The organism is Streptomyces sp. 8K308, assembly GCF_004348315.1.
Classification (GTDB): Bacteria; Actinomycetota; Actinomycetes; order Streptomycetales; family Streptomycetaceae; genus Streptomyces.
In genome coordinates this window covers 1-16,864 of sequence record NZ_SMKC01000133.1, presented here as the reverse complement: position 1 = coordinate 16,864, position 16,864 = coordinate 1, and the positions used below count along the sequence as shown (strand labels likewise).

Annotated in this window: 17 protein-coding genes and 2 pseudogenes; 15 read left to right on the top strand and 4 right to left on the bottom strand. The window is 71.2% G+C overall.

The window, feature by feature from the left end:
- Positions 1 to 1,115 precede the first annotated feature (1,115 nt).
- Together E1265_RS39315 and E1265_RS19110 are read left to right on the top strand one after the other, a co-directional pair.
- Positions 1,116 to 1,277: pseudogene (locus E1265_RS39315) on the top strand (sensor histidine kinase); the annotation flags it as partial.
- Positions 1,278 to 1,300: 23 nt separating this feature from the next.
- Positions 1,301 to 1,977: pseudogene (locus E1265_RS19110) on the top strand (response regulator transcription factor).
- A gap of 21 nt (positions 1,978 to 1,998) precedes the next feature.
- Here E1265_RS19110 and E1265_RS19105 read toward each other — a convergent pair.
- Entirely contained in the window at positions 1,999 to 2,487 is a 489-nt protein-coding gene (locus E1265_RS19105) for a hypothetical protein (protein ID WP_132931571.1), read from the bottom strand.
- 89 nt (positions 2,488 to 2,576) lie between these two features.
- On the opposite strand from E1265_RS19105, the gene E1265_RS19100 reads away from it, so the two are divergent.
- The 4 genes from E1265_RS19100 (at position 2,577) to E1265_RS19085 (ending at position 5,662) form a co-directional block, all read left to right on the top strand.
- Positions 2,577 to 3,392, top strand: a complete 816-nt coding sequence (locus E1265_RS19100) for a helix-turn-helix transcriptional regulator (RefSeq protein ID WP_132931569.1) — start codon at positions 2,577 to 2,579, stop codon at positions 3,390 to 3,392.
- On the top strand, positions 3,389 to 3,628 hold the full coding sequence (locus E1265_RS19095) for a DUF397 domain-containing protein (RefSeq protein WP_132931567.1): 240 nt from the start codon (positions 3,389 to 3,391) through the stop codon (positions 3,626 to 3,628). The genes E1265_RS19100 and E1265_RS19095 overlap by 4 nt, the downstream gene beginning before the upstream one ends.
- Positions 3,628 to 4,926 carry an ATP-binding protein gene (locus tag E1265_RS19090; protein WP_132931565.1) on the top strand — a complete coding sequence of 433 codons (1,299 nt, stop codon included), beginning with the start codon at positions 3,628 to 3,630 and terminating at the stop codon, positions 4,924 to 4,926. Before E1265_RS19095 ends, E1265_RS19090 begins: the two co-directional genes overlap by 1 nt.
- Positions 4,927 to 5,104: 178 nt before the next feature.
- Complete coding sequence (locus tag E1265_RS19085) at positions 5,105 to 5,662, top strand: HNH endonuclease (RefSeq protein ID WP_165953799.1); 558 nt, start codon at positions 5,105 to 5,107, stop codon at positions 5,660 to 5,662.
- Here E1265_RS19085 and E1265_RS19080 read toward each other — a convergent pair.
- Complete coding sequence (locus tag E1265_RS19080; RefSeq protein ID WP_132931561.1) at positions 5,659 to 6,051, bottom strand: VOC family protein; 393 nt, start codon at positions 6,049 to 6,051, stop codon at positions 5,659 to 5,661. The genes E1265_RS19085 and E1265_RS19080 overlap by 4 nt on opposite strands.
- 97 nt (positions 6,052 to 6,148) lie before the next feature.
- Here E1265_RS19080 and E1265_RS19075 point away from each other — a divergent pair, with 97 nt between their 5' ends.
- The 5 genes from E1265_RS19075 to E1265_RS40750 are packed head-to-tail and all read left to right on the top strand — an operon-like array spanning position 6,149 to position 9,239.
- Positions 6,149 to 6,790, top strand: a complete 642-nt coding sequence (locus E1265_RS19075) for a TetR/AcrR family transcriptional regulator (protein ID WP_132931559.1) — start codon at positions 6,149 to 6,151, stop codon at positions 6,788 to 6,790.
- 35 nt (positions 6,791 to 6,825) lie between these two features.
- On the top strand, positions 6,826 to 7,590 hold the full coding sequence (locus E1265_RS19070; RefSeq protein WP_207931138.1) for an alpha/beta fold hydrolase: 765 nt from the start codon (positions 6,826 to 6,828) through the stop codon (positions 7,588 to 7,590).
- Complete coding sequence (locus tag E1265_RS19065; protein ID WP_132931555.1) at positions 7,584 to 8,459, top strand: MerR family transcriptional regulator; 876 nt, start codon at positions 7,584 to 7,586, stop codon at positions 8,457 to 8,459. Before E1265_RS19070 ends, E1265_RS19065 begins: the two co-directional genes overlap by 7 nt.
- A gap of 4 nt (positions 8,460 to 8,463) precedes the next feature.
- Complete coding sequence (locus E1265_RS40755; protein ID WP_347877220.1) at positions 8,464 to 8,829, top strand: maleylpyruvate isomerase N-terminal domain-containing protein; 366 nt, start codon at positions 8,464 to 8,466, stop codon at positions 8,827 to 8,829.
- On the top strand, positions 8,826 to 9,239 hold the full coding sequence (locus tag E1265_RS40750; protein WP_347877219.1) for a hypothetical protein: 414 nt from the start codon (positions 8,826 to 8,828) through the stop codon (positions 9,237 to 9,239). The genes E1265_RS40755 and E1265_RS40750 overlap by 4 nt, the downstream gene beginning before the upstream one ends.
- Positions 9,240 to 9,596: 357 nt before the next feature.
- Here the strand turns inward: E1265_RS40750 and E1265_RS19050 are convergent, their stop codons facing one another.
- Positions 9,597 to 10,076 carry a hypothetical protein gene (locus tag E1265_RS19050; RefSeq protein ID WP_132931552.1) on the bottom strand — a complete coding sequence of 160 codons (480 nt, stop codon included), beginning with the start codon at positions 10,074 to 10,076 and terminating at the stop codon, positions 9,597 to 9,599.
- A gap of 140 nt (positions 10,077 to 10,216) precedes the next feature.
- On the opposite strand from E1265_RS19050, the gene E1265_RS19045 reads away from it, so the two are divergent.
- On the top strand, positions 10,217 to 11,566 hold the full coding sequence (locus E1265_RS19045) for a family 1 glycosylhydrolase (RefSeq protein WP_207931137.1): 1,350 nt from the start codon (positions 10,217 to 10,219) through the stop codon (positions 11,564 to 11,566).
- Positions 11,567 to 11,579: 13 nt separating this feature from the next.
- Here the strand turns inward: E1265_RS19045 and E1265_RS19040 are convergent, their stop codons facing one another.
- A complete protein-coding gene (locus E1265_RS19040) occupies positions 11,580 to 12,785 on the bottom strand; it encodes a DUF1906 domain-containing protein (RefSeq protein WP_132931550.1) in 1,206 nt (401 codons plus the stop codon).
- 283 nt (positions 12,786 to 13,068) lie between these two features.
- Here E1265_RS19040 and E1265_RS19035 point away from each other — a divergent pair, with 283 nt between their 5' ends.
- The 3 genes from E1265_RS19035 (at position 13,069) to E1265_RS37140 (ending at position 16,847) form a co-directional block, all read left to right on the top strand.
- Complete coding sequence (locus E1265_RS19035) at positions 13,069 to 14,340, top strand: aspartate kinase (protein WP_132931548.1); 1,272 nt, start codon at positions 13,069 to 13,071, stop codon at positions 14,338 to 14,340.
- A 396-nt stretch (positions 14,341 to 14,736) separates the two neighbouring features.
- The gene (locus E1265_RS19030; RefSeq protein ID WP_243740938.1) at positions 14,737 to 15,306 is read left to right on the top strand and encodes a SigE family RNA polymerase sigma factor; all 570 of its coding nucleotides are present in this window, start codon (positions 14,737 to 14,739) and stop codon (positions 15,304 to 15,306) included.
- Positions 15,303 to 16,847, top strand: a complete 1,545-nt coding sequence (locus tag E1265_RS37140; protein WP_165953798.1) for a hypothetical protein — start codon at positions 15,303 to 15,305, stop codon at positions 16,845 to 16,847. The genes E1265_RS19030 and E1265_RS37140 overlap by 4 nt, the downstream gene beginning before the upstream one ends.
- The last annotated feature ends 17 nt before the right edge of the window (positions 16,848 to 16,864 follow it).

Genomic DNA, 16,864 nt, shown 5'->3' with positions numbered 1-16,864 from the left:
CCCCCCTTCCCACCAACGCCGCGGGGGTGCCGGCGAGCAGCAGTGTCGCGCAGGCCGTGGCAACCAGGAAGGAGCGCATGTTTGCTGTCCTGTTCTATCGACGTGAGTCTCAGACGCCCCCTCAGCATCCGCCGCCGCACGGACCCGACGCAGGGTGTCCCACACCCCAGTCAGCGGGGTTCCACGCCCACATCCGTGGTGGGGACAGCACCACCCACCACCGGGCGGAGCCCGCGCGCGAACGCCCGCCGGTTCATCACCCCGGTTCATCACCCCGGTTCATCACCCCGGTTCATCACCCCGGTTCATCACCCCGGTGGCCTGCACGCGTCGGCCTCTGGTCCGGTGGGCGGACCGCTGGCACCATGGCATGACGGGGGGTGACCGTGCCGATGTCGGACGACGAGCAGCCGCAGTTCCGGCAGTGGGCCGAGGCACCCGCCTCCGGCGCGGGCTCACCACTGTCCTCACCCTGTTGACCGTCACCGCGCTCGGCGCCGCCACCGGGCGCCCGGCTCGGTCGCCTTTTCCCCCGACTCGCGCACCATCGCCGTGGTCGTCGGCACCGGCGAGGAATCGACCGCGTACCTGTGGCGGATCGGCGGCACGGCCGCGCCGGACGGCCCACTCGGAGAGATACGGGCGGTCGACGAGGACGGCATCAGCGAGCTGGCGTTCAGCCGGGACGGCAGGACGCTGATCACCGGCAGCCTGGACGGCACGCTGCGCCTGTGGGACGTGACCGACCCCGCCAGTCCCGAAGCCGCCGGCGAGGTCGCGGCCGGTCACCGGGACGGCGTGTCAGGACTGGCGACCAGCCCAGCCGACGACGGACTCCTCGCCAGCCTCGGCCTCGAGGGGCAGGTGCAGCTGTGGGACATCAGCACCCCGGGGCAACTCCGGCGGCTCGGCCGGCCGTTCGGCGTCGCCGGCGAGCTGGGCAGCGGTCGAAAGGAACGCCAGGCGCGGATTCGAGTCTGTCCACCGGGCCCCGGCCGGCACATCGGCCGGTGGCTCGAACCGCCTTCGACCCAGGTCAAGGCGGCGGTTCGACTCGGGTCGAAGGCGCATCGGCCGCTGCTACGACGCGCCGGGCCGCACACGGTCGCGATGTCGTCCGTAACTCCCCGGCCACCGCGGGACGCGCGCGACCGCCGTCATCGGGGTTCGGCCTGCTCGGCGTCGCCGAACGGATCGCCCTCGCCGGCGGAGAACTCGACCATCACCCGACGCCGGACGACGGGTACGTCCTCACCGCATGCCTGCCCTGGCCGTAGCACACCGACGAAGGAGAGCGTGAGTGGCCAGCGAGAGCGAGCCGGTGCGCGTCGTCGTCGTCGACGACGACCAGTTGGTGCGCATGGCGCTGCGCCTCGTCATCGAGAGCGAACCGACCTGACCGTCGTCGCGGAGGCGGCAGACGGAGATGCCGCGATCGGCGTGGTGGACGAGCGACGTCCGGACGTCGTGCTGATGGACGTGCGGATGTCCGGCCGTGACGGTCTCAGCGCGACCCGGGAGATCCTCACCCGACCGGCGCCGCCGCGGGTGCTCGTGCTGACCACGTTCGACTCCGACGACCTGGTACTCGGCGCGCTGCGCGCCGGAGCGCTCGGGTTCGTCCTCAAGGACACCCCGCCGCCGCGGATCGTCGACGCGGTGCGGACGGTCGCGGAGGGGAGTCCCGCGCTGTCTCCGGCAGCCATGGCACGGGTGATCGCCGCGGCAACCGGGCCCGGATCCCGGGACGCCCGCGACGCGTCCCGCCAGGCCGCGCGGCGGCGTCGTGCCACGCTGAGCGAACGGGAACGCGAAACCGCTCGGGCCATCGCGGGCGGTCTCGGCAACCCGGAGATCGCCGAGCGGCTGAACATCAGCGTCGCGACCGTCAAGGCGCACACGGGCAACCTGTTCGCCAAGCTGGCGGTCGAGAACCGTGTGCAGATCGCACTTTTGGTCCGCGACGCGGAGGAGTGACGCCCGGCGGTACGCCGGAACTCAGGCGCTGTGGTCCCCGGCCCGCGACCGCGCGAACCGCTCGTGGGCGATGGTCGCCGCGACGGCCTCGCAGAGCGCGTCGGCGTCCGTGACCACGCTCGCGACGGCGGCCGGCGCGACCAGCCAGCGGCGGCCGCAGATCGCGCGCCGGCCGTTGGCCGCGCTGGCCCCCGGCGCGGGCCACCGCATCGTGCCGTCGGCGACGGCCACGGTCCCGCCGATCGTCGGCCAACTGGCGGCCGTGCCGCGCGGCACCAGGAACTCCACGGCCCCGCGCAACGGCACCTCGAGCACCAGGCCGACCGGCTCCTTGGCCCGCCGCAGCCGGTGCAACGTCGCCTCCCCGAGGTCACGCGTCAGCCGCACGGCCTCCCACAGCCCTCCGATCGGTACCTCGATCGCGCGGTTCCACCGCCAGCGGTCGATGACCTCTTCACCGGCCGCCCCGGCGGCCACCGCCCACGAAAGGGCGGAAGTTTCGTCGTTCATGGCGAAGACGGTGGCCGAACGCGCCATACTCCGCCCAGTGACGGATCGGGTACGCAGTGTGCGTACTGGCTCACTGAGGAGACGACGTGATGGCGAAGGAACCTCAACTCCCCGTGGTGCACCGGTACTTCGGCCAGCAGTTCCAGCTGTGGCGAGCCGGCGCGCAGATCCGTCGCGAGGACATCGCCGAGGCGGCGCGGTACTCGGTCGACACGGTCAAGTCCGTCGAGCAGGGCCGCCGCCCGGTGCCGCCGCGCCTCGCCGAGGTCGCCGACGAGATGTGCGGAGCGCGGGGGAAGCTGGTGGCGGGGCTCTCCTACCTGAACCAGGAGAAGAAGATCCCGGAGCGGTCGAGGAACTTCTTCCAGTGCGAGGGCGACGCGATCGCGCTGAACTCGTACCAGCCGCTGTTGATCCCGGGCCTGTTGCAGACGGAGGCGACCGTGCGAGCGCTGCTCAACGCGCAACGCCCGCCGCTGGACGACGAGACGATCGAGGAATGGGTTACGTTCCGGCTGGCACGGCAGCAGGTGCTGACCCGGAGGCCGCTGGTGGAGTGCTGCTTCGTGATCTATGAGGCCGGGCTGCGCTGTCCGGTGGGTGGCACGCAGGTCCACAAGGAGCAGCTGCTCCATCTGCTGAAGCTGGCCGAGTTGCGCAATGTCACCATCCAGGTGTTGCCGTTCGACCGGGGCGCCCATCCTGGGCTCGATGGCCCAATGGTGCTGGTGGAGACCACCAACCACGAGCACTTCGCCCAGGAGGACGGGCAGTCGCACAGCCAGTTCACGTCCGATCCCGACGAGATCAGTCTGCTGACCCAGCGCTATGGGATGATCCGCATGCAGGCTCTGAGCGCGGAGGAGTCTCTTCGTTTCATCCAGCGATTGGTTGATGAGCTATGAGCGACGAACTGGCCTGGTTCAAGTCCAGCTACAGCGACACCCAGGGCAATGACTGCGTCGAAGTGGCCCTGTCCTGGCGGAAGTCGACGTACAGCGACACACAGGGCAACGCCTGCGTCGAGGTGGCCACTGCCCCCGCCGTCGTGCACGTGCGTGACTCGAAGGCCGTGCCGGCCGGTCCGCACCTCGCTTTCCCGCCCACTTCCTTCACAGCCTTCCTCGACACGATGCGCTGATGTACCTCACGCACCTACGACTGAAAGGGGTCAGGGGGTTCTACGGTCCGCGAGTCGTGGATCTCGACTTCGCACGCCCGGACGGCAGTTATGCGGGATGGACGGTGTTGGCGGGCCGTAACGGTTCTGGCAAGACCACGTTGCTGCGCGCGATCGTCCTGGCACTGGGCGGAATCAATCGGGCTGATCAGCTCGACGAAGAGCTGAACGACTGGCTGTCACCCGGCCAGGACAGTGGGAGCGCGAGCGTCGGCGTGTTGCCTGACCTGACGCATGACATCGGGGCGATCGGCTCGGGGCGGCAAGACGCCGTCCTGGTATGGCATCGGACCTCGGAGTTCCACGTGATGTCTCTCCAGCCGGGTGAGCTGGAGCCGCTGTCGGAACGTTCCCCCAAGCCCGGTTGGTTCTACGCTGCCTATGGTCCTTTCCGTCGCCTGACCGGTGGTGAGTACACACCGGGGTTGGCCAACCGGCTCACAGCAGTGCGGACGCTCTTCCACGAGGACGCGGCCCTGACCGAGCCCGTGGAACAGCTCATCAAGGAGCACTACGAGCGGTTGGACGGCGAACGAGAAGCCGCCGAGCTGCTGGAGAGCGCCCTTCGGCTGCTGAGTAACGGGCTGCTGCCCGACGGGTGCCGGGTGTCCCGAGTCAGCACGAAGGGGCTGTGGGTGATCCACAGCGAAGACGAGTTTCCATTGCGCCGCATGAGCGATGGTTTCCGGGCCGTGGTCGCTCTGGTCCTCGACATCATGCGGCACATGCAGAGCGCCTACGGCTCCCTTGACCTGGAAGAGCGCGACGGTGTGCCCGTGCTTCCCAAGCCCGGTGTGGTGCTGATCGATGAGATCGACGCGCACCTGCACGTCTCCTGGCAGCGGCGGATCGGGCGCTGGCTCAAGACACACTTTCCGGCGATTCAGTTCATTGTCACGACCCACAGTCCCTACATCTGCCAGGCCGCCGACCCCAACGGGCTGATCCGGCTCCCAGGGCCGTTCGATCAGGAGGCGCCGTGCGTCGTCGATGACGAACTGTTCGGCCGAGTGGTGTACGGCTCCGGTGACGACGCGGTGGTTTCCGAGTTGTTCGGCGTGGACAGCCCCTATTCCGCCGGGGCCGAGGAAATGCGCTCGGAGCTTGCCGAGTTGGAGCTCGCGGTCGTCACCGGTCAGGCGGATGAGGCGCAGCGGCGGCGGTTCGCCGAGTTGCGCGACCGGCTTTCCAGTTCCCAGGTGGCCCGGGTGGACGAGATGTTGCGGCGGTTGGAGCTGTCCAGGGAGCGCGATTCGTGATCCGGATCCAGCGCGTGCCCCTGCCGGAGCACGCGCTGCGTCGCATGTCCGAACTGACGACCGACATCGGAACCCAGGGAGACGCCTCCCAGAAGCGTGCGTCGAACTGTGGGAGCGGTGTCGGCGCGGCGAACTGCTGCGCCAGGTCCGGGTCCCGGTCAGGGACGCGTTATCGGAGATGGCCGCCGGCATCGACAGCTGCATGTTCTGCGGCAATCATCTGGGGAGCGACATCGACCACTTCCGGCCCAAGAGCCGGTTCCCCCTCCGCACGTTCGACTGGGACAACCACCTCCTCGTCTGTGCCGAGTGCAACCGCCGCAAGGGCGACGTCTTTCCCGGGCTCATCGACCCCACCACCGAGGATCCGTTCGACCACCTACACCTTCAGCTGGCCGATGGCAGATATCTGGCGCTGACGCCCAAGGGGGAGTCGACCATCGACATCCTCAAGCTCAACGTTCGCCGGTTGCCCGAGGCGCGCGCCTTGGCCAGACGCACGATGGCGGGGCTGCTGTCCTGCTGGCGGTCGTGCCGTGACGTCGCCGACAAGGACGGGATGGCGGCCGTGGCCGCGACGATCCGTGAACAGCCCTTCGCCGTCGTGGCACAGGCGATGCTGCGGCAGGCGGTGCATCCGGACGCGGAGTTGCTGCTGCGGGAATCACCCGGGACGCTCCGCCTGCTCAGGGACAAGGAGTTGCGGGCAACGCTGCTGACGCCGCCGCCGGGCTAACCGGCGGCGGGCTCGGCCCACTCGACGAACTGGACGACGACGCCGTTGGGGTCGGTGATCTGGAACAGCCGCTCGCCCCACGGCTCCTCGCGGAGCGGCATGGTGATGGCGACGCCCTCGTCCTTCAGCCGCCGCTCCTCGTCCTCCAGGCCGCCGTCGACGGTGAACGCCAGGATGAGGCCGGCGGCGCGCTGGTCGCGCTGGTCGGCGGGGAGGACGTCGATGCCGCGCCGCAGCAGGACGACGTCGCAGGCCGCGTCGTCGCGGGTCAGCGAGGCGAACCCGTCGGCGGCGGCCTGCTCGCGGTAGCCGAGGTGGGTGGTGAAGAACGCCTGGGACGCGGCCACGTCGTCGACGGTGAGCGACACGGTTGACGCGGTGATCTGCAAGAGGGATCCTCTCGGGAAAAATTTACGACGGTCGTAACTTTAGGCCGGGTGCATCGCGGTGTCAACGTAAATTTACGTCGAGGGTAAGATCCCCCCCGTGGTGGACGAGACGACGGGACTCAGGGAGTCCAAGAAGCGCGAGACGCGGCAGCTGATCTCCGACCGCGCGACCCGGCTCTTCCTCGAGCAGGGCTTCGAGCAGACGACCATCGCGGAGATCGCCGTCGCGGCCCGGGTCGCCAAGAAGACGGTCACCAACTACTTCGCGCGCAAGGAGGACCTGGCGCTCGACCACCAGGAGGCGTTCGTCGCCAGCCTGGCCGACGCTGTGGCGGGCCGCGCGGCGGGGGAGTCCGCGCTCGGCGCGCTGCGGCGGACGTTCCTGACCGCCGTCGAGGAGCGTGACCCGGTGGCCGGCTTCAGCGGTCCCGAGTTCTCCCGCATGGTCGCCGAGAGCCCGACCCTCACCACCCGGCTGCGCGAACTGCACGACCAGCGGGAGCACGCGCTGGCGGAGGCCCTCGCGGCGGCCACCGGCGCCGCCGACGACGACATCACGCCCCGCGCCGTCGCCGCCCAACTCGGGGCCGCGCACCGGGTGTTGTTCCAGCGCATCCAGGAGTTGACGCTGGCCGGGCAGGACAACGACCGGATCGCCGCCGCGGTCGCCCCCGAGGCGGCGCGGGTGTTCGACCTGCTGGAGCCGGCCCTCGGCGACTACGCCAGGCTCGGCGCTTGACCCTGACGCAGGGGCAACCTTCGAGCATGGCCGGCATGACGACGACAGAGCCGACGACCAGCACCCTCACCGTTCACCACGACGGGGTGACGATCCCGGTGACGCGCGGTGGCCGAGGCAGGCCGCTGGTGCTGGTCCCCGGGCTGAGCTCGACCCAGGCCGACCTGGCGGAGCTGGCCGAGCTGCTGCGGCGCGACCACGACGTGATCACCTTCGACCTGCGCGGCCACGGGCTCGCCTCGACCGCCGACCGGTACACCTTCGCCGCGTTCCTCGGCGACCTCGGCGCGGTGCTCGCGGAGCTCGCACTCCCCGAGCCGCCCGTGCTCGTCGGCTACTCGCTGGGCGCGGACCTCGCCGTGCACCACGCCGCCGAGCACCCCGACGCCGTCGCCGAGCTCGTCCTCGTCGACGGGGCCAACCCGCTGCCCGAGCCGTTCCTCGCCGACATCGACCTGGCGTGGTTCCGCGAGCTCGCGGAGGAACAGGCCACGGGGACGCTCACCGCCGAGGAGATCTTCGACCTGGGCGTCGAGATCGACGTCGTCCGGTCCGGGATCCTCGACCGGTACCGGAAGGTCGACCACCCCATCACCCTGATCATGTCGACCGCGATCGCCGGCGACAGCGGCGAGGGGCGCGCGCCTCGGCACAACCGGCTCTGGCGGGCCGGCGTCGAACGGCTCGTCCGTGAGCGGCCGGACGTCACCACGCACTGGCTCGACGCCGACCACCGGCTGGTCTTCACCCACGCCCCGGAGATCGCCCGGATCGTCCGGCGCACACTGGACCGATGCTGACCATCGGCGAGCTGGCGTCGTACGCCGGGGTGACGGTGCGCGCGGTGCGGCACTACCACGCCACGGGGCTGCTGCCGGAGCCGGAGCGTGACCACTCCGGCTACCGGCGGTACGGCGCCGACGCCGTCGTGGAGCTGATCAGGATCCGGACCCTCGCCGAGGCCGGGGTGCCGCTGGCGCGCGTGCGGGAACTGCTGCGGGCCGACGAGGCGGAGTTCGCGGCGGCCGTCGCGGAGATCGACGCGCGGCTGCGGGCCGAGATCAGGGAACGGCGGCTCCACCGCGCGCGGATCGCCAGGCTCACCGCCGGGGACGGCCTGGCGCTGCCGCCCGAGGTGGTCGAACTCCTCGACCGGCTGCGGGCGCTCGGGATAGACGAGCGGATCGTCAGGGCCGAACGCGACGGCTGGATCCCGCTGGCCGCGCGCTCGCCCGGGCGCGTCCCGGAGTGGGTGGCGCGCAAGCGGGAGCGGATGGCCGACCCGGAGTTCGTCGACTTCTACCGCACGCTGGGCCAGGCGCTCGACCGGAGCGACGACGACCCCCGGCTGGTCGAGTTGGCCGACCGGGTGGCCGCCTACCTCACGCGGATGGCCGACGAGCGGGGTGAGGAGTACGTCGACGACACCGACATCGAGCCGCCGCTCGTCAGGCTGATGGACACCCTGGCGTTCGACACCGTGCCGTCGGCCCGCCGGCTGATCGAGCTGCTGCGGCGGCGGGGCTGGACGGGCTGGACCCGGCTGGAGCGCGTGACGCCGGCGCGGGGAGAGGCGTTTCCCGCGCCGACGGCGTGGTGCGAAGCGAAGGCCCGTCGCGGGGTGGGGCCACCGGGCGGTGACGCTGGCGCGGGCCCGGTGCGAAGCTGAGGCCGTGGTGGACGACTACGCCGAAGAGATCGTCAGACAGACGGAGTCGCTGCGCGAGACCGTGCGGGGCGGCGACGCCCGGGCACGGGTGCCCAGCTGTCCCGAGTGGAACCTGGGGCAGTTGGTGCGGCACGTGGGTGGCACCCACCGGTGGGCCGAGCGGTGCCTGCGCGCCGGGGGCGCCGAGGTGTGGGACGAGCAGGTGAACAAGGTCGGCTCAGGCGTCACCGAGGACCTGGCCGCGCTGGACGGCTGGTTGGCCGCCGGCGCCGAACGGCTGGCGGCGCGCTGCGCGAGGTCGGCCCGGAGGCCAGGGTGTGGACACCGGCGGAGGGCGAGGACTCAGCGCGGTTCTGGGGGCGCCGGATGACGTTCGAGACCGTTCTGCACCGCTGCGACGCGGCCCTGGCCACCGGCCGGCCGTTCGCCGTCGAGGACGCGGTCGCGGCGGACGGGCTCGACGAGTGGATGACGTTCGCCGGGGTGTCCGAGGCGTACGAGCCCGGGCCCGGCGCGTCCGCGCTGCTCGGCCCCGGGCGCACCCTGCTCTTCCAGGCGACCGACGCGGACGCCGCCTGGCGGGTGGACCTGACGGGCGACCGCCCCGCCTGGAGCCGCGCGACAGCACCGGCGGCCGTCACCGTGCGCGGCCCGCTCACCGAACTCCTGCTCTCCGTCTACCGCCGCCCCACCCCGAACGTCGAGACCACGAGCGACGCGGCGCTGCTCGACCACTGGCTGACCCGCACCGGCTTCTGGCTGGAGGCGGAGGAGTGCTGAGCGGGAGGTCAGCGATCCGTAGCACGGGGGTGTCGGGTACCGGCATAGGTGATCCAGACGGTGCGGGCCGCGTCGTCGACGAGGTACCAGATTCGGCCACCCGCTGACCTCGTACTGCCACTGTTCCAGGACGTCTCCCCGACGACGCGCCCGGGCCAGCGAGCCGTGCAGGCGGTGATGCCGCTCTGTCGGCCGAAGGGGACGGGGCTGTGCGCGGATCGTCGAACGCCTTCCTGAGATTGCCGGGCGCGGCGCGGGCGAGCTCTTCCCAGCCCTTCGCGCTCTCGGCGTCGTCGAAGCGAAGGTCGTACTCGTCGGGCAGTGGTGGCGGGGCGGCACGTTCGCCACGCTTGGGCGTCACTCGTCACCACCGTCGGGCGGTAGGGCGGGGCCGTAGTCCTCGCCTGCCGGTCGGGTGAGGCGGGCGTGCAGCTCGGGATCGGCGTGCACCTCCGCCGTGTGCTTCCACTCGATCAGAAGTTGGGCGATGGGGGCCGTGATGCCGAGAGAGGCCGAGGCCGCGACCGTTTCGGTGAGCTCCGTCGCGAGTATGCCGATGTCCTCGGGCGGAAGGAAGCGGACCCAGGGGAGCACGTCCGGGAGCACTGCCTGTACCAGGGCGGGGCCGCCCTCCTGGCGGAGCAACGAGACCAGCAGACGGGCGGTGAGGTCGATGACCTCACCTTCGCGTTCCGCTCGCTCGGCAGGCATGACGACGAGATCCTCCGCGTCCCGCCGGCGCAGCCGCAGGGCGCGGACCGAGGCCAGCCGGCCCGTGGCGGCTGTGGGCCGCTGAATGAACTCGGTGAACGGCAGGTCCTCCAGTGAAGCGGTCACCCTCGCATCGTACCCCAAGGGTACCGTTGAGGTGTCTCGCACGGCTCATGCCGTCTCCGGCCTGAATCGGCCCCTGACAGTCGTCGCGCCCGTGGATACGGTGAAGTAACTTACTGGCGCGTCAACTTGAGGGAGTGGTCGTGGTGCGAGCTCGCTTCCACCGGCCCGCCGTGGTGCTCGCCGCCCTGGGCATCGTGCTGACGGCGGCGCCGGGGGCCGGTGCCGTGGACGTGGACGAGAACGAGGACGACGGCTGGTCGCGGTCGTTCTACTGGGGAGTGGCGACCTCGGGCTACCAGGTAGAGGGGGACGCCCCGGACAGCAACTGGCAGCGGTGGGTCACGGAGAACGCCGGCAGCGACGGCGTCGACCCGTACCGGGACGCCGTGGACTTCCGGCACCGGTACGCCGAGGACATCCGACTCGCCGCCGACATGGGCGTGAACACCTTCCGGTTCGGCGTCGAGTGGGCGCGGGTGCAGCCCGCGCCCGGGGTGTGGGACGAGGCGGAGCTGGCGTACTACGACGACGTCGTCGCGCACGTACTCGACGCCGGCATGACGCCGATGATCACGCTCAACCACTTCACCGAGCCCGGCTGGGTGACCGACCAGGGCAGCTGGGCGGCGGCCGAGACCGTCGACGACTTCCTCGCCTACAGCGAGCGGATCGTCGAGCGGTACCAGGACAGTGGCGCGCTGTGGGTGACCTTCAACGAGCCGCTGGTGCTGCTCGGCCACGAGATGACCGTGGGCGCGCTGGAGTGGTGGGAGCTGCCGGCCGCGCGGGCCAACGTCGTCGACGCGCACCGGCGCGCCTACGACCTGATCCACGCGATCGACGAGGACGCCAAGGTCACCAGCAACCAGGCGTTCATCAGCGGCTTCAACGGCGCGACCGACCTGTTCTTCCTCGAACAGTTCGCGGACAAGCTCGACTTCGTCGGCATCGACTACTACTACGGCCTCAGCCTGGACAACCTCTCGGTGATCGCGGCCGCCTCCGGCGCGTTCTGGGACGTCAGGCTCCAGCCGGAGGGCATCTACTACGCGCTGCGCGCCTACCACCGGCGCTTCCCCGACCTGCCGCTGTTCATCGTCGAGAACGGCATGCCCACCAACAACGGCGCGCCGCGCGACCCGGAGATCACCCGGGCCGACAACCTCAACGACACCATCTACTGGGTGCAGCGCGCGAAGGCCGACGGCATGAACGTCATCGGCTACAACTACTGGTCGCTGACGGACAACTACGAGTGGGGCACGTACCGGGCACGGTTCGGGCTCTACACGGTCGACGTGCTGGACGACCCGACGCTGGAGCGCCGGCCGACGGACGCGGTCGCCGCGTACACGGCGCTCACCGCGAACGGCGGCGTCCCGGCCGGCTACGAGCTGGCGCAGCGGCCCGGCCTGTGCAACCTGGTGGACAGCCTGGCGAGTTGCCTGGAGCCGGCCAGGGAGGACGGGCCGCTGGCGCCGTTGGAGTGACCGCCGGGACGGCCTAGCGGGTGACCACGTCCAGGTAGTTGCGGTCGATGTTGATGGAGACGTTGCCGTAGGTCTCGGTGGCGCCGCCGCGGAACTGGTGGATGCGCTGGCGCTGGTTCCAGTAGTTGTCGGGGATGTAGGAGCCGCCGTCGGTGTCGGCGACGTTGTTCCACCACGCGAACCAGATGTGGTCGACGCGGAGTTCGACCGGGGTGTTGGGCACGGCCGCCACCAGGTCGGCGATGCCGGACGCGGCGCTCGAGTAGACGCCTGACAGGTAGCCGCGGTCGTGCAGGCTCTGGGTCCAGCCCCGCACGTAGTTGAGCACCGCGGTGGTGCAGGAGCCGCCGCGCGTGTACGCCTCGATGTCGCTGTAGATCGCGCTGCCGGCCGGGATGCCGAGGTTCTGCGCCGCGGTCACCGCGTTGGCCGCGGCCGTCGCGCCCTGGGAGCGTGCGGTCGCGGGGTCCGTGGACATCCGGCTCGCGTAGTTGGTGCACGGCGCCTGGCGGCCCACGTCGATGGGCATCAGGTGCCAGCCGTCGGCCGTGGTGTTGGTGACCCAGTTGGCCGTGAGGTTCGGCTGCGAGCAGGCGCGCAGCCCGCCGCTGATGTAGACGCCCACCGCCTGGTACGGGGAGCTGTCGCGCCACGTGTTCATGGCGGAGAGGGAGGGCGCGGCGCAGGCGTCGAAGCCGCGGCCGGTGTAGGTGCCGGGCTGCGGCCCGGCGGCGGCCAGCGGCGCGGCGTCCTTGGGCGGCGCGGGCATCGGCGCCGGCTCGGCGTCGGCGGTGACGCGGCCGGTGGCCAGGACGTCCCTGACGAGCTCCGCCTCGCCGGCCGCCGGGCCGTGGGCGGCCGAGACCAGCAGGCCGGCCTCGGGCACGGGCACCCGGACGGTGCCGTCGGCCGGCGTCCCGGCCGCCGCCATGGCGTCCGCGGTCAGCGGCTCGATGGTGAGTGCGGTGGTTCTGCCGACCAGGTGGGACGGGCAGTCCCGCTGGTCGCCCGGCGTGCCCAGGTAGACGGCGGGGCGGTCGAAGCGGACGCAGGTCGTCGGGTCCTGTGCCAGGTCGAACACCGGCCAGTCGGCCGGCACGGCTATCTCGTAGCCGCGGTAGGTGACGGACCGTTCGTCGGCCGCCTGGGCGGTGGGGGCCGCGCTCAGGGTCGCTAACAGGGCCGCGCCGGCGAGGGCGGAGACCGTGGCACGTCGCATGGATCCTCCAGAGGAGAAACGTGGGGGTGATGTGCTCGGTATCGCTTGGTGTGGCTTGGCGGAAGATATTGTCATGAACACTGCCCGTGGAGGAAGTAGTCGTCAGCGAATCGACGGCATGTGAGTTCGGGCACGTTTCCGGCGCGTTTCCGTGTGTGGGTCATCCGGCGTGGGCAGGGGTCGTCGCTGAGCGGGCGGACATCGTGGTCAGCTCGATAGAATTCGTCCGGCCGTGGTCGTTTTTCGGCCACGGGAGAACGAGAGAAACGAGAGGCGAGCACCCGTGGGCCTTGTCGTGCAGAAGTACGGTGGCTCCTCCGTCGCGGATGCCGAGGGCATCAAGCGCGTCGCCAAGCGTGTGATCGAGGCGAAAAAGAACGGTCACCAGGTTGTCGTTGTCGTGTCCGCGATGGGCGACACGACGGACGAGCTGATCGACCTCGCGGGCCAGGTGTCACCGGTGGCCCAGGGGCGCGAGCTGGACATGCTGCTGACCTCGGGCGAGCGCATCTCGATGGCGCTGCTCGCCATGGCCATCAAGGCGCTCGGCCACGAGGCGCAGTCCTTCACCGGCAGCCAGGCCGGGGTCATCACCGACTCCGTGCACAACAAGGCGCGGATCATCGACGTCACGCCCGGCCGCATCCAGAGCTCCGTCGACGCGGGCAACATCGCGATCGTCGCCGGCTTCCAAGGCGTCTCGCAGAGCAGCAAGGACATCACCACCCTGGGGCGCGGCGGCTCCGACACCACCGCCGTCGCGCTGGCCGCCGCCCTCCAGGCGGAGGTGTGCGAGATCTACACCGACGTGGACGGCGTCTTCACCGCCGACCCGCGCGTGGTCAAGAAGGCCCGCAAGATCGACTGGATCTCCTTCGAGGACATGCTGGAGCTGGCGAGCTCCGGCTCCAAGGTCCTGCTGCACCGCTGCGTGGAGTACGCCCGCCGCTACAACATCCCGATCCACGTCAGGTCGTCCTTCTCCGGACTGCCCGGCACGTGGGTCAGCACCGCACCGCTTGGAGGTCAACCGATGGAGCAGGCGATCATCTCGGGCGTGGCCCACGACACCTCCGAGGCCAAGGTCACGGTCGTCGGCGTGCCGGACAAGCCGGGCGAGGCGGCGACCATCTTCCGGGCCATCGCGGACGCCGAGATCAACATCGACATGGTGGTGCAGAACGTGTCGGCCGCCGCGACCGGCCTGACCGACATCTCCTTCACGCTGCCGAAGGACGAGGGTCGCAGGGCCATCGAGGCGCTGGAGCGGCGGCGCGACATCATCGGCTTCGACGCGCTGCGGTACGACGACCAGATCGCCAAGATCTCGCTCGTCGGCGCCGGCATGAAGACCAACCCCGGCGTCACGGCCACCTTCTTCGAGGCGCTGTCCAACGCGGGCGTGAACATCGAGCTGATCTCCACCTCCGAGATCCGGATCTCCGTCGTGACCCGCGAGGACGACGTCAAGGCGGCGGTGCGCGCCGTGCACTCGGCGTTCGGCCTCGACAGCGAGACGGACGAGGCCGTGGTCTACGGCGGAACCGGTCGCTGAGGTAGTGGCGGGGATATTCGCATCGAATCTGGCTGATGTTGGCCAGATGTGAAGCTCCCGTGACCAAGTCGTAGGGCTGAATGGCTTGCCGCAGGACAAGCCCGCAGGAGACCATTTCAACTCCCCGTACCGCGAGCGCAACCGACGGCGGTGCGGGGAGTGTCTTTTAGTGCCCTCCACCGGGGCGCAAGAGGCTCTTCGGGTAGGGCATTTCGGGCAGGTGGTCGATGTGGGGGCGAAACCGTCGATACGTCGCCCATGTCGAGCCACGTACAACCTTCGCGGGGGAGAACGTGTCCAACTGGCGTGGCAGAGGTCCTGGGTTTCACGGCAGCGCCCCCTCGACGTCTCCCGCGACCAGGCTCGTCGCGTGGGGGTGGGACGCGGCCCGGAGGCATGCCGGTGATCGCGCCGGCGGGCGTCGGCGCGCCCGGCAGTACCGCCGCTGAGGCCACGGACGACGCGATGGCCGAAGGCACCACCATCGACTACCTCACCGAGACCTACCGGGCGCACTACCGCTCGTTGCTCGGCCTGGCGGCGCTGCTCCTCGACGACACGGCCTCCTGCGAGGACGTCGTCCAGGAGGCCTTCATCCGGGTGCACTCGGCGCGCGGCCGGGTCAGGGACCCGGAGAAGACGCTCGCCTACCTGCGGCAGACGGTGGTCAACCTCTCGCGCTCCACGCTGCGGCGCCGGATCCTCGGCCTCAAGCTGCTCTCCAAGCCGCTGCCGAACATGGCAAGCGCGGAGGAGGGCGCGTACGAGCAACTCGAGCGGGCGGACCTGATCAAGGCGATGCGCGGCCTGCAACGGCGGCAGCGCGAGGTGCTGGTGCTGCGGTACTTCGCGGACATGACGGAGGCCGAGGTCGCCAGGACGCTCGGCATCTCGGCCGGCTCCGTCAAGGCATACGGCTCCCGCGGCATCGCGGCACTCCGCGTCGCCATGGAGGCAGCGCGATGACAACCGGCCCGGCCGGGCCGAGTGGCTCGAAGGGGCCCGAGCGCGACGGCCCTGCCGGGCCGGATGGTTCGAAGGGGCCTCAGCAGGCGCGGGGTGAGGCCGGCGAGGGGCGGCACGACGTCGGCGGCCCTGCCGGGCCGGAGGGCTTGAAGGGGCCCGAGCGCGCGCGGCCTGAGGCCGAGGATGACGCGGCGGTTCGGCCGCAGGCCGCGTCCGCTTCGCGGGCGGGTCTCTCCGACGACGCCGGCTCGCTGGCCGGTGCCGGACCCGCCTCGCGCCGGCAGGAGGCCGGCTCCACTCCCGGCGCAGCCGGCGGGGCCGGCGGGGAGTGGCTGGCCGGGGTGGAGCCCGACGGCGCGGAGCCCGACGGCGCTGAGATCAGGGCGCTGTTTCATGACGCCGTTGGGCGGTTGGAGCCGTCGAGTGGCGCGTTGGCGCAGTTGCGGGAGGCCGTGCCGATGCGGCGGCGTCGGCGGCGGTTGTGGATCGGCGCGGCGGCGTCCGTCGCGTTGCTCGGCATCGGCGCGCCCGTCGTGATGTCGGCCGCCGAGCACGTGCGTGGCGACGGCGGCGAGGCCACGCTGGACGCCGGCGGGGAGCGCGCGACCGGCGGGGAGCGGGAGGGCGGTGGCGACGCCGGCGGAGCCGGCTCGCACCCGGCGGGCGGGGACACCGAGGGCCCCGGCCGGCCCGGCGAGGGCGTCCAGGACGGCGGGCAGCCGCTGGAGAGCGGTGGCGACAGCGGTCAGGCGACCACAGGTGACGGCTCGGACATGACCCTCACCTCGCCGACCTGCTCCCGCACCCAGCTCGGGCAGGCGCGCACCACGACCGAGTCGCCCGACGCCGAGGGCCGGGTCTACGGGGCGATCCGGCTCGTCAACGTCTCGGACTCGCCGTGTCGCGTCACCGGCAACGGCGAGCTGGCCGCGTTGCCGGTCGGCATGGCGTCGACCGAGGGGATCCAGGTCGTCGACAGGACCGAGGGCGACCGGGCCGAGCGGCTGCCGACCCCGGACGAGACGCACGAGGAGCTGGTGCTGCCGCCGGGCGAGGCGTACGAGGTGCGGTTCGCCTGGGTGCCGAGCGGCCAGGCGGTCGACAGCTGTGCCGTGGCCGCCGAGCCGGTCGAGGAGACGGAAGGACCCTCGCCCCACCTCGGGCGGAACGAGCCGGCCGTTGATGAGCCGACCGCCACCAGCGGCCAGGGCTCCGAGAGCGAAAGCGGCGGGGATGGCTCCACCGCGACCGGCGGCGAGACCAGCGGTGGCGAGACCCCGGACGACGGCACGGTCGGCGGCGAGACCGGCGGCGGCGAGACGTCGGGGACCGACAGCGGCGCGACGACCGACACCGGCGGCGGCGAGTCGCCCGGCACCGCGACCGGCGGCGACACCGGCGGCTCCGGCGGCGCCACGGACGGCGTGGTGCTGCGGTACACGCCCGCCGCGGGACAGCCCGAGGCGGCGCAGATCATGCTCGAGGGCTCCTGCTCGGGAACGATCTACCGCACGGGTGTTCTCCAGGCCCCGACCCAGTAACCCCGACCCAGTAACCC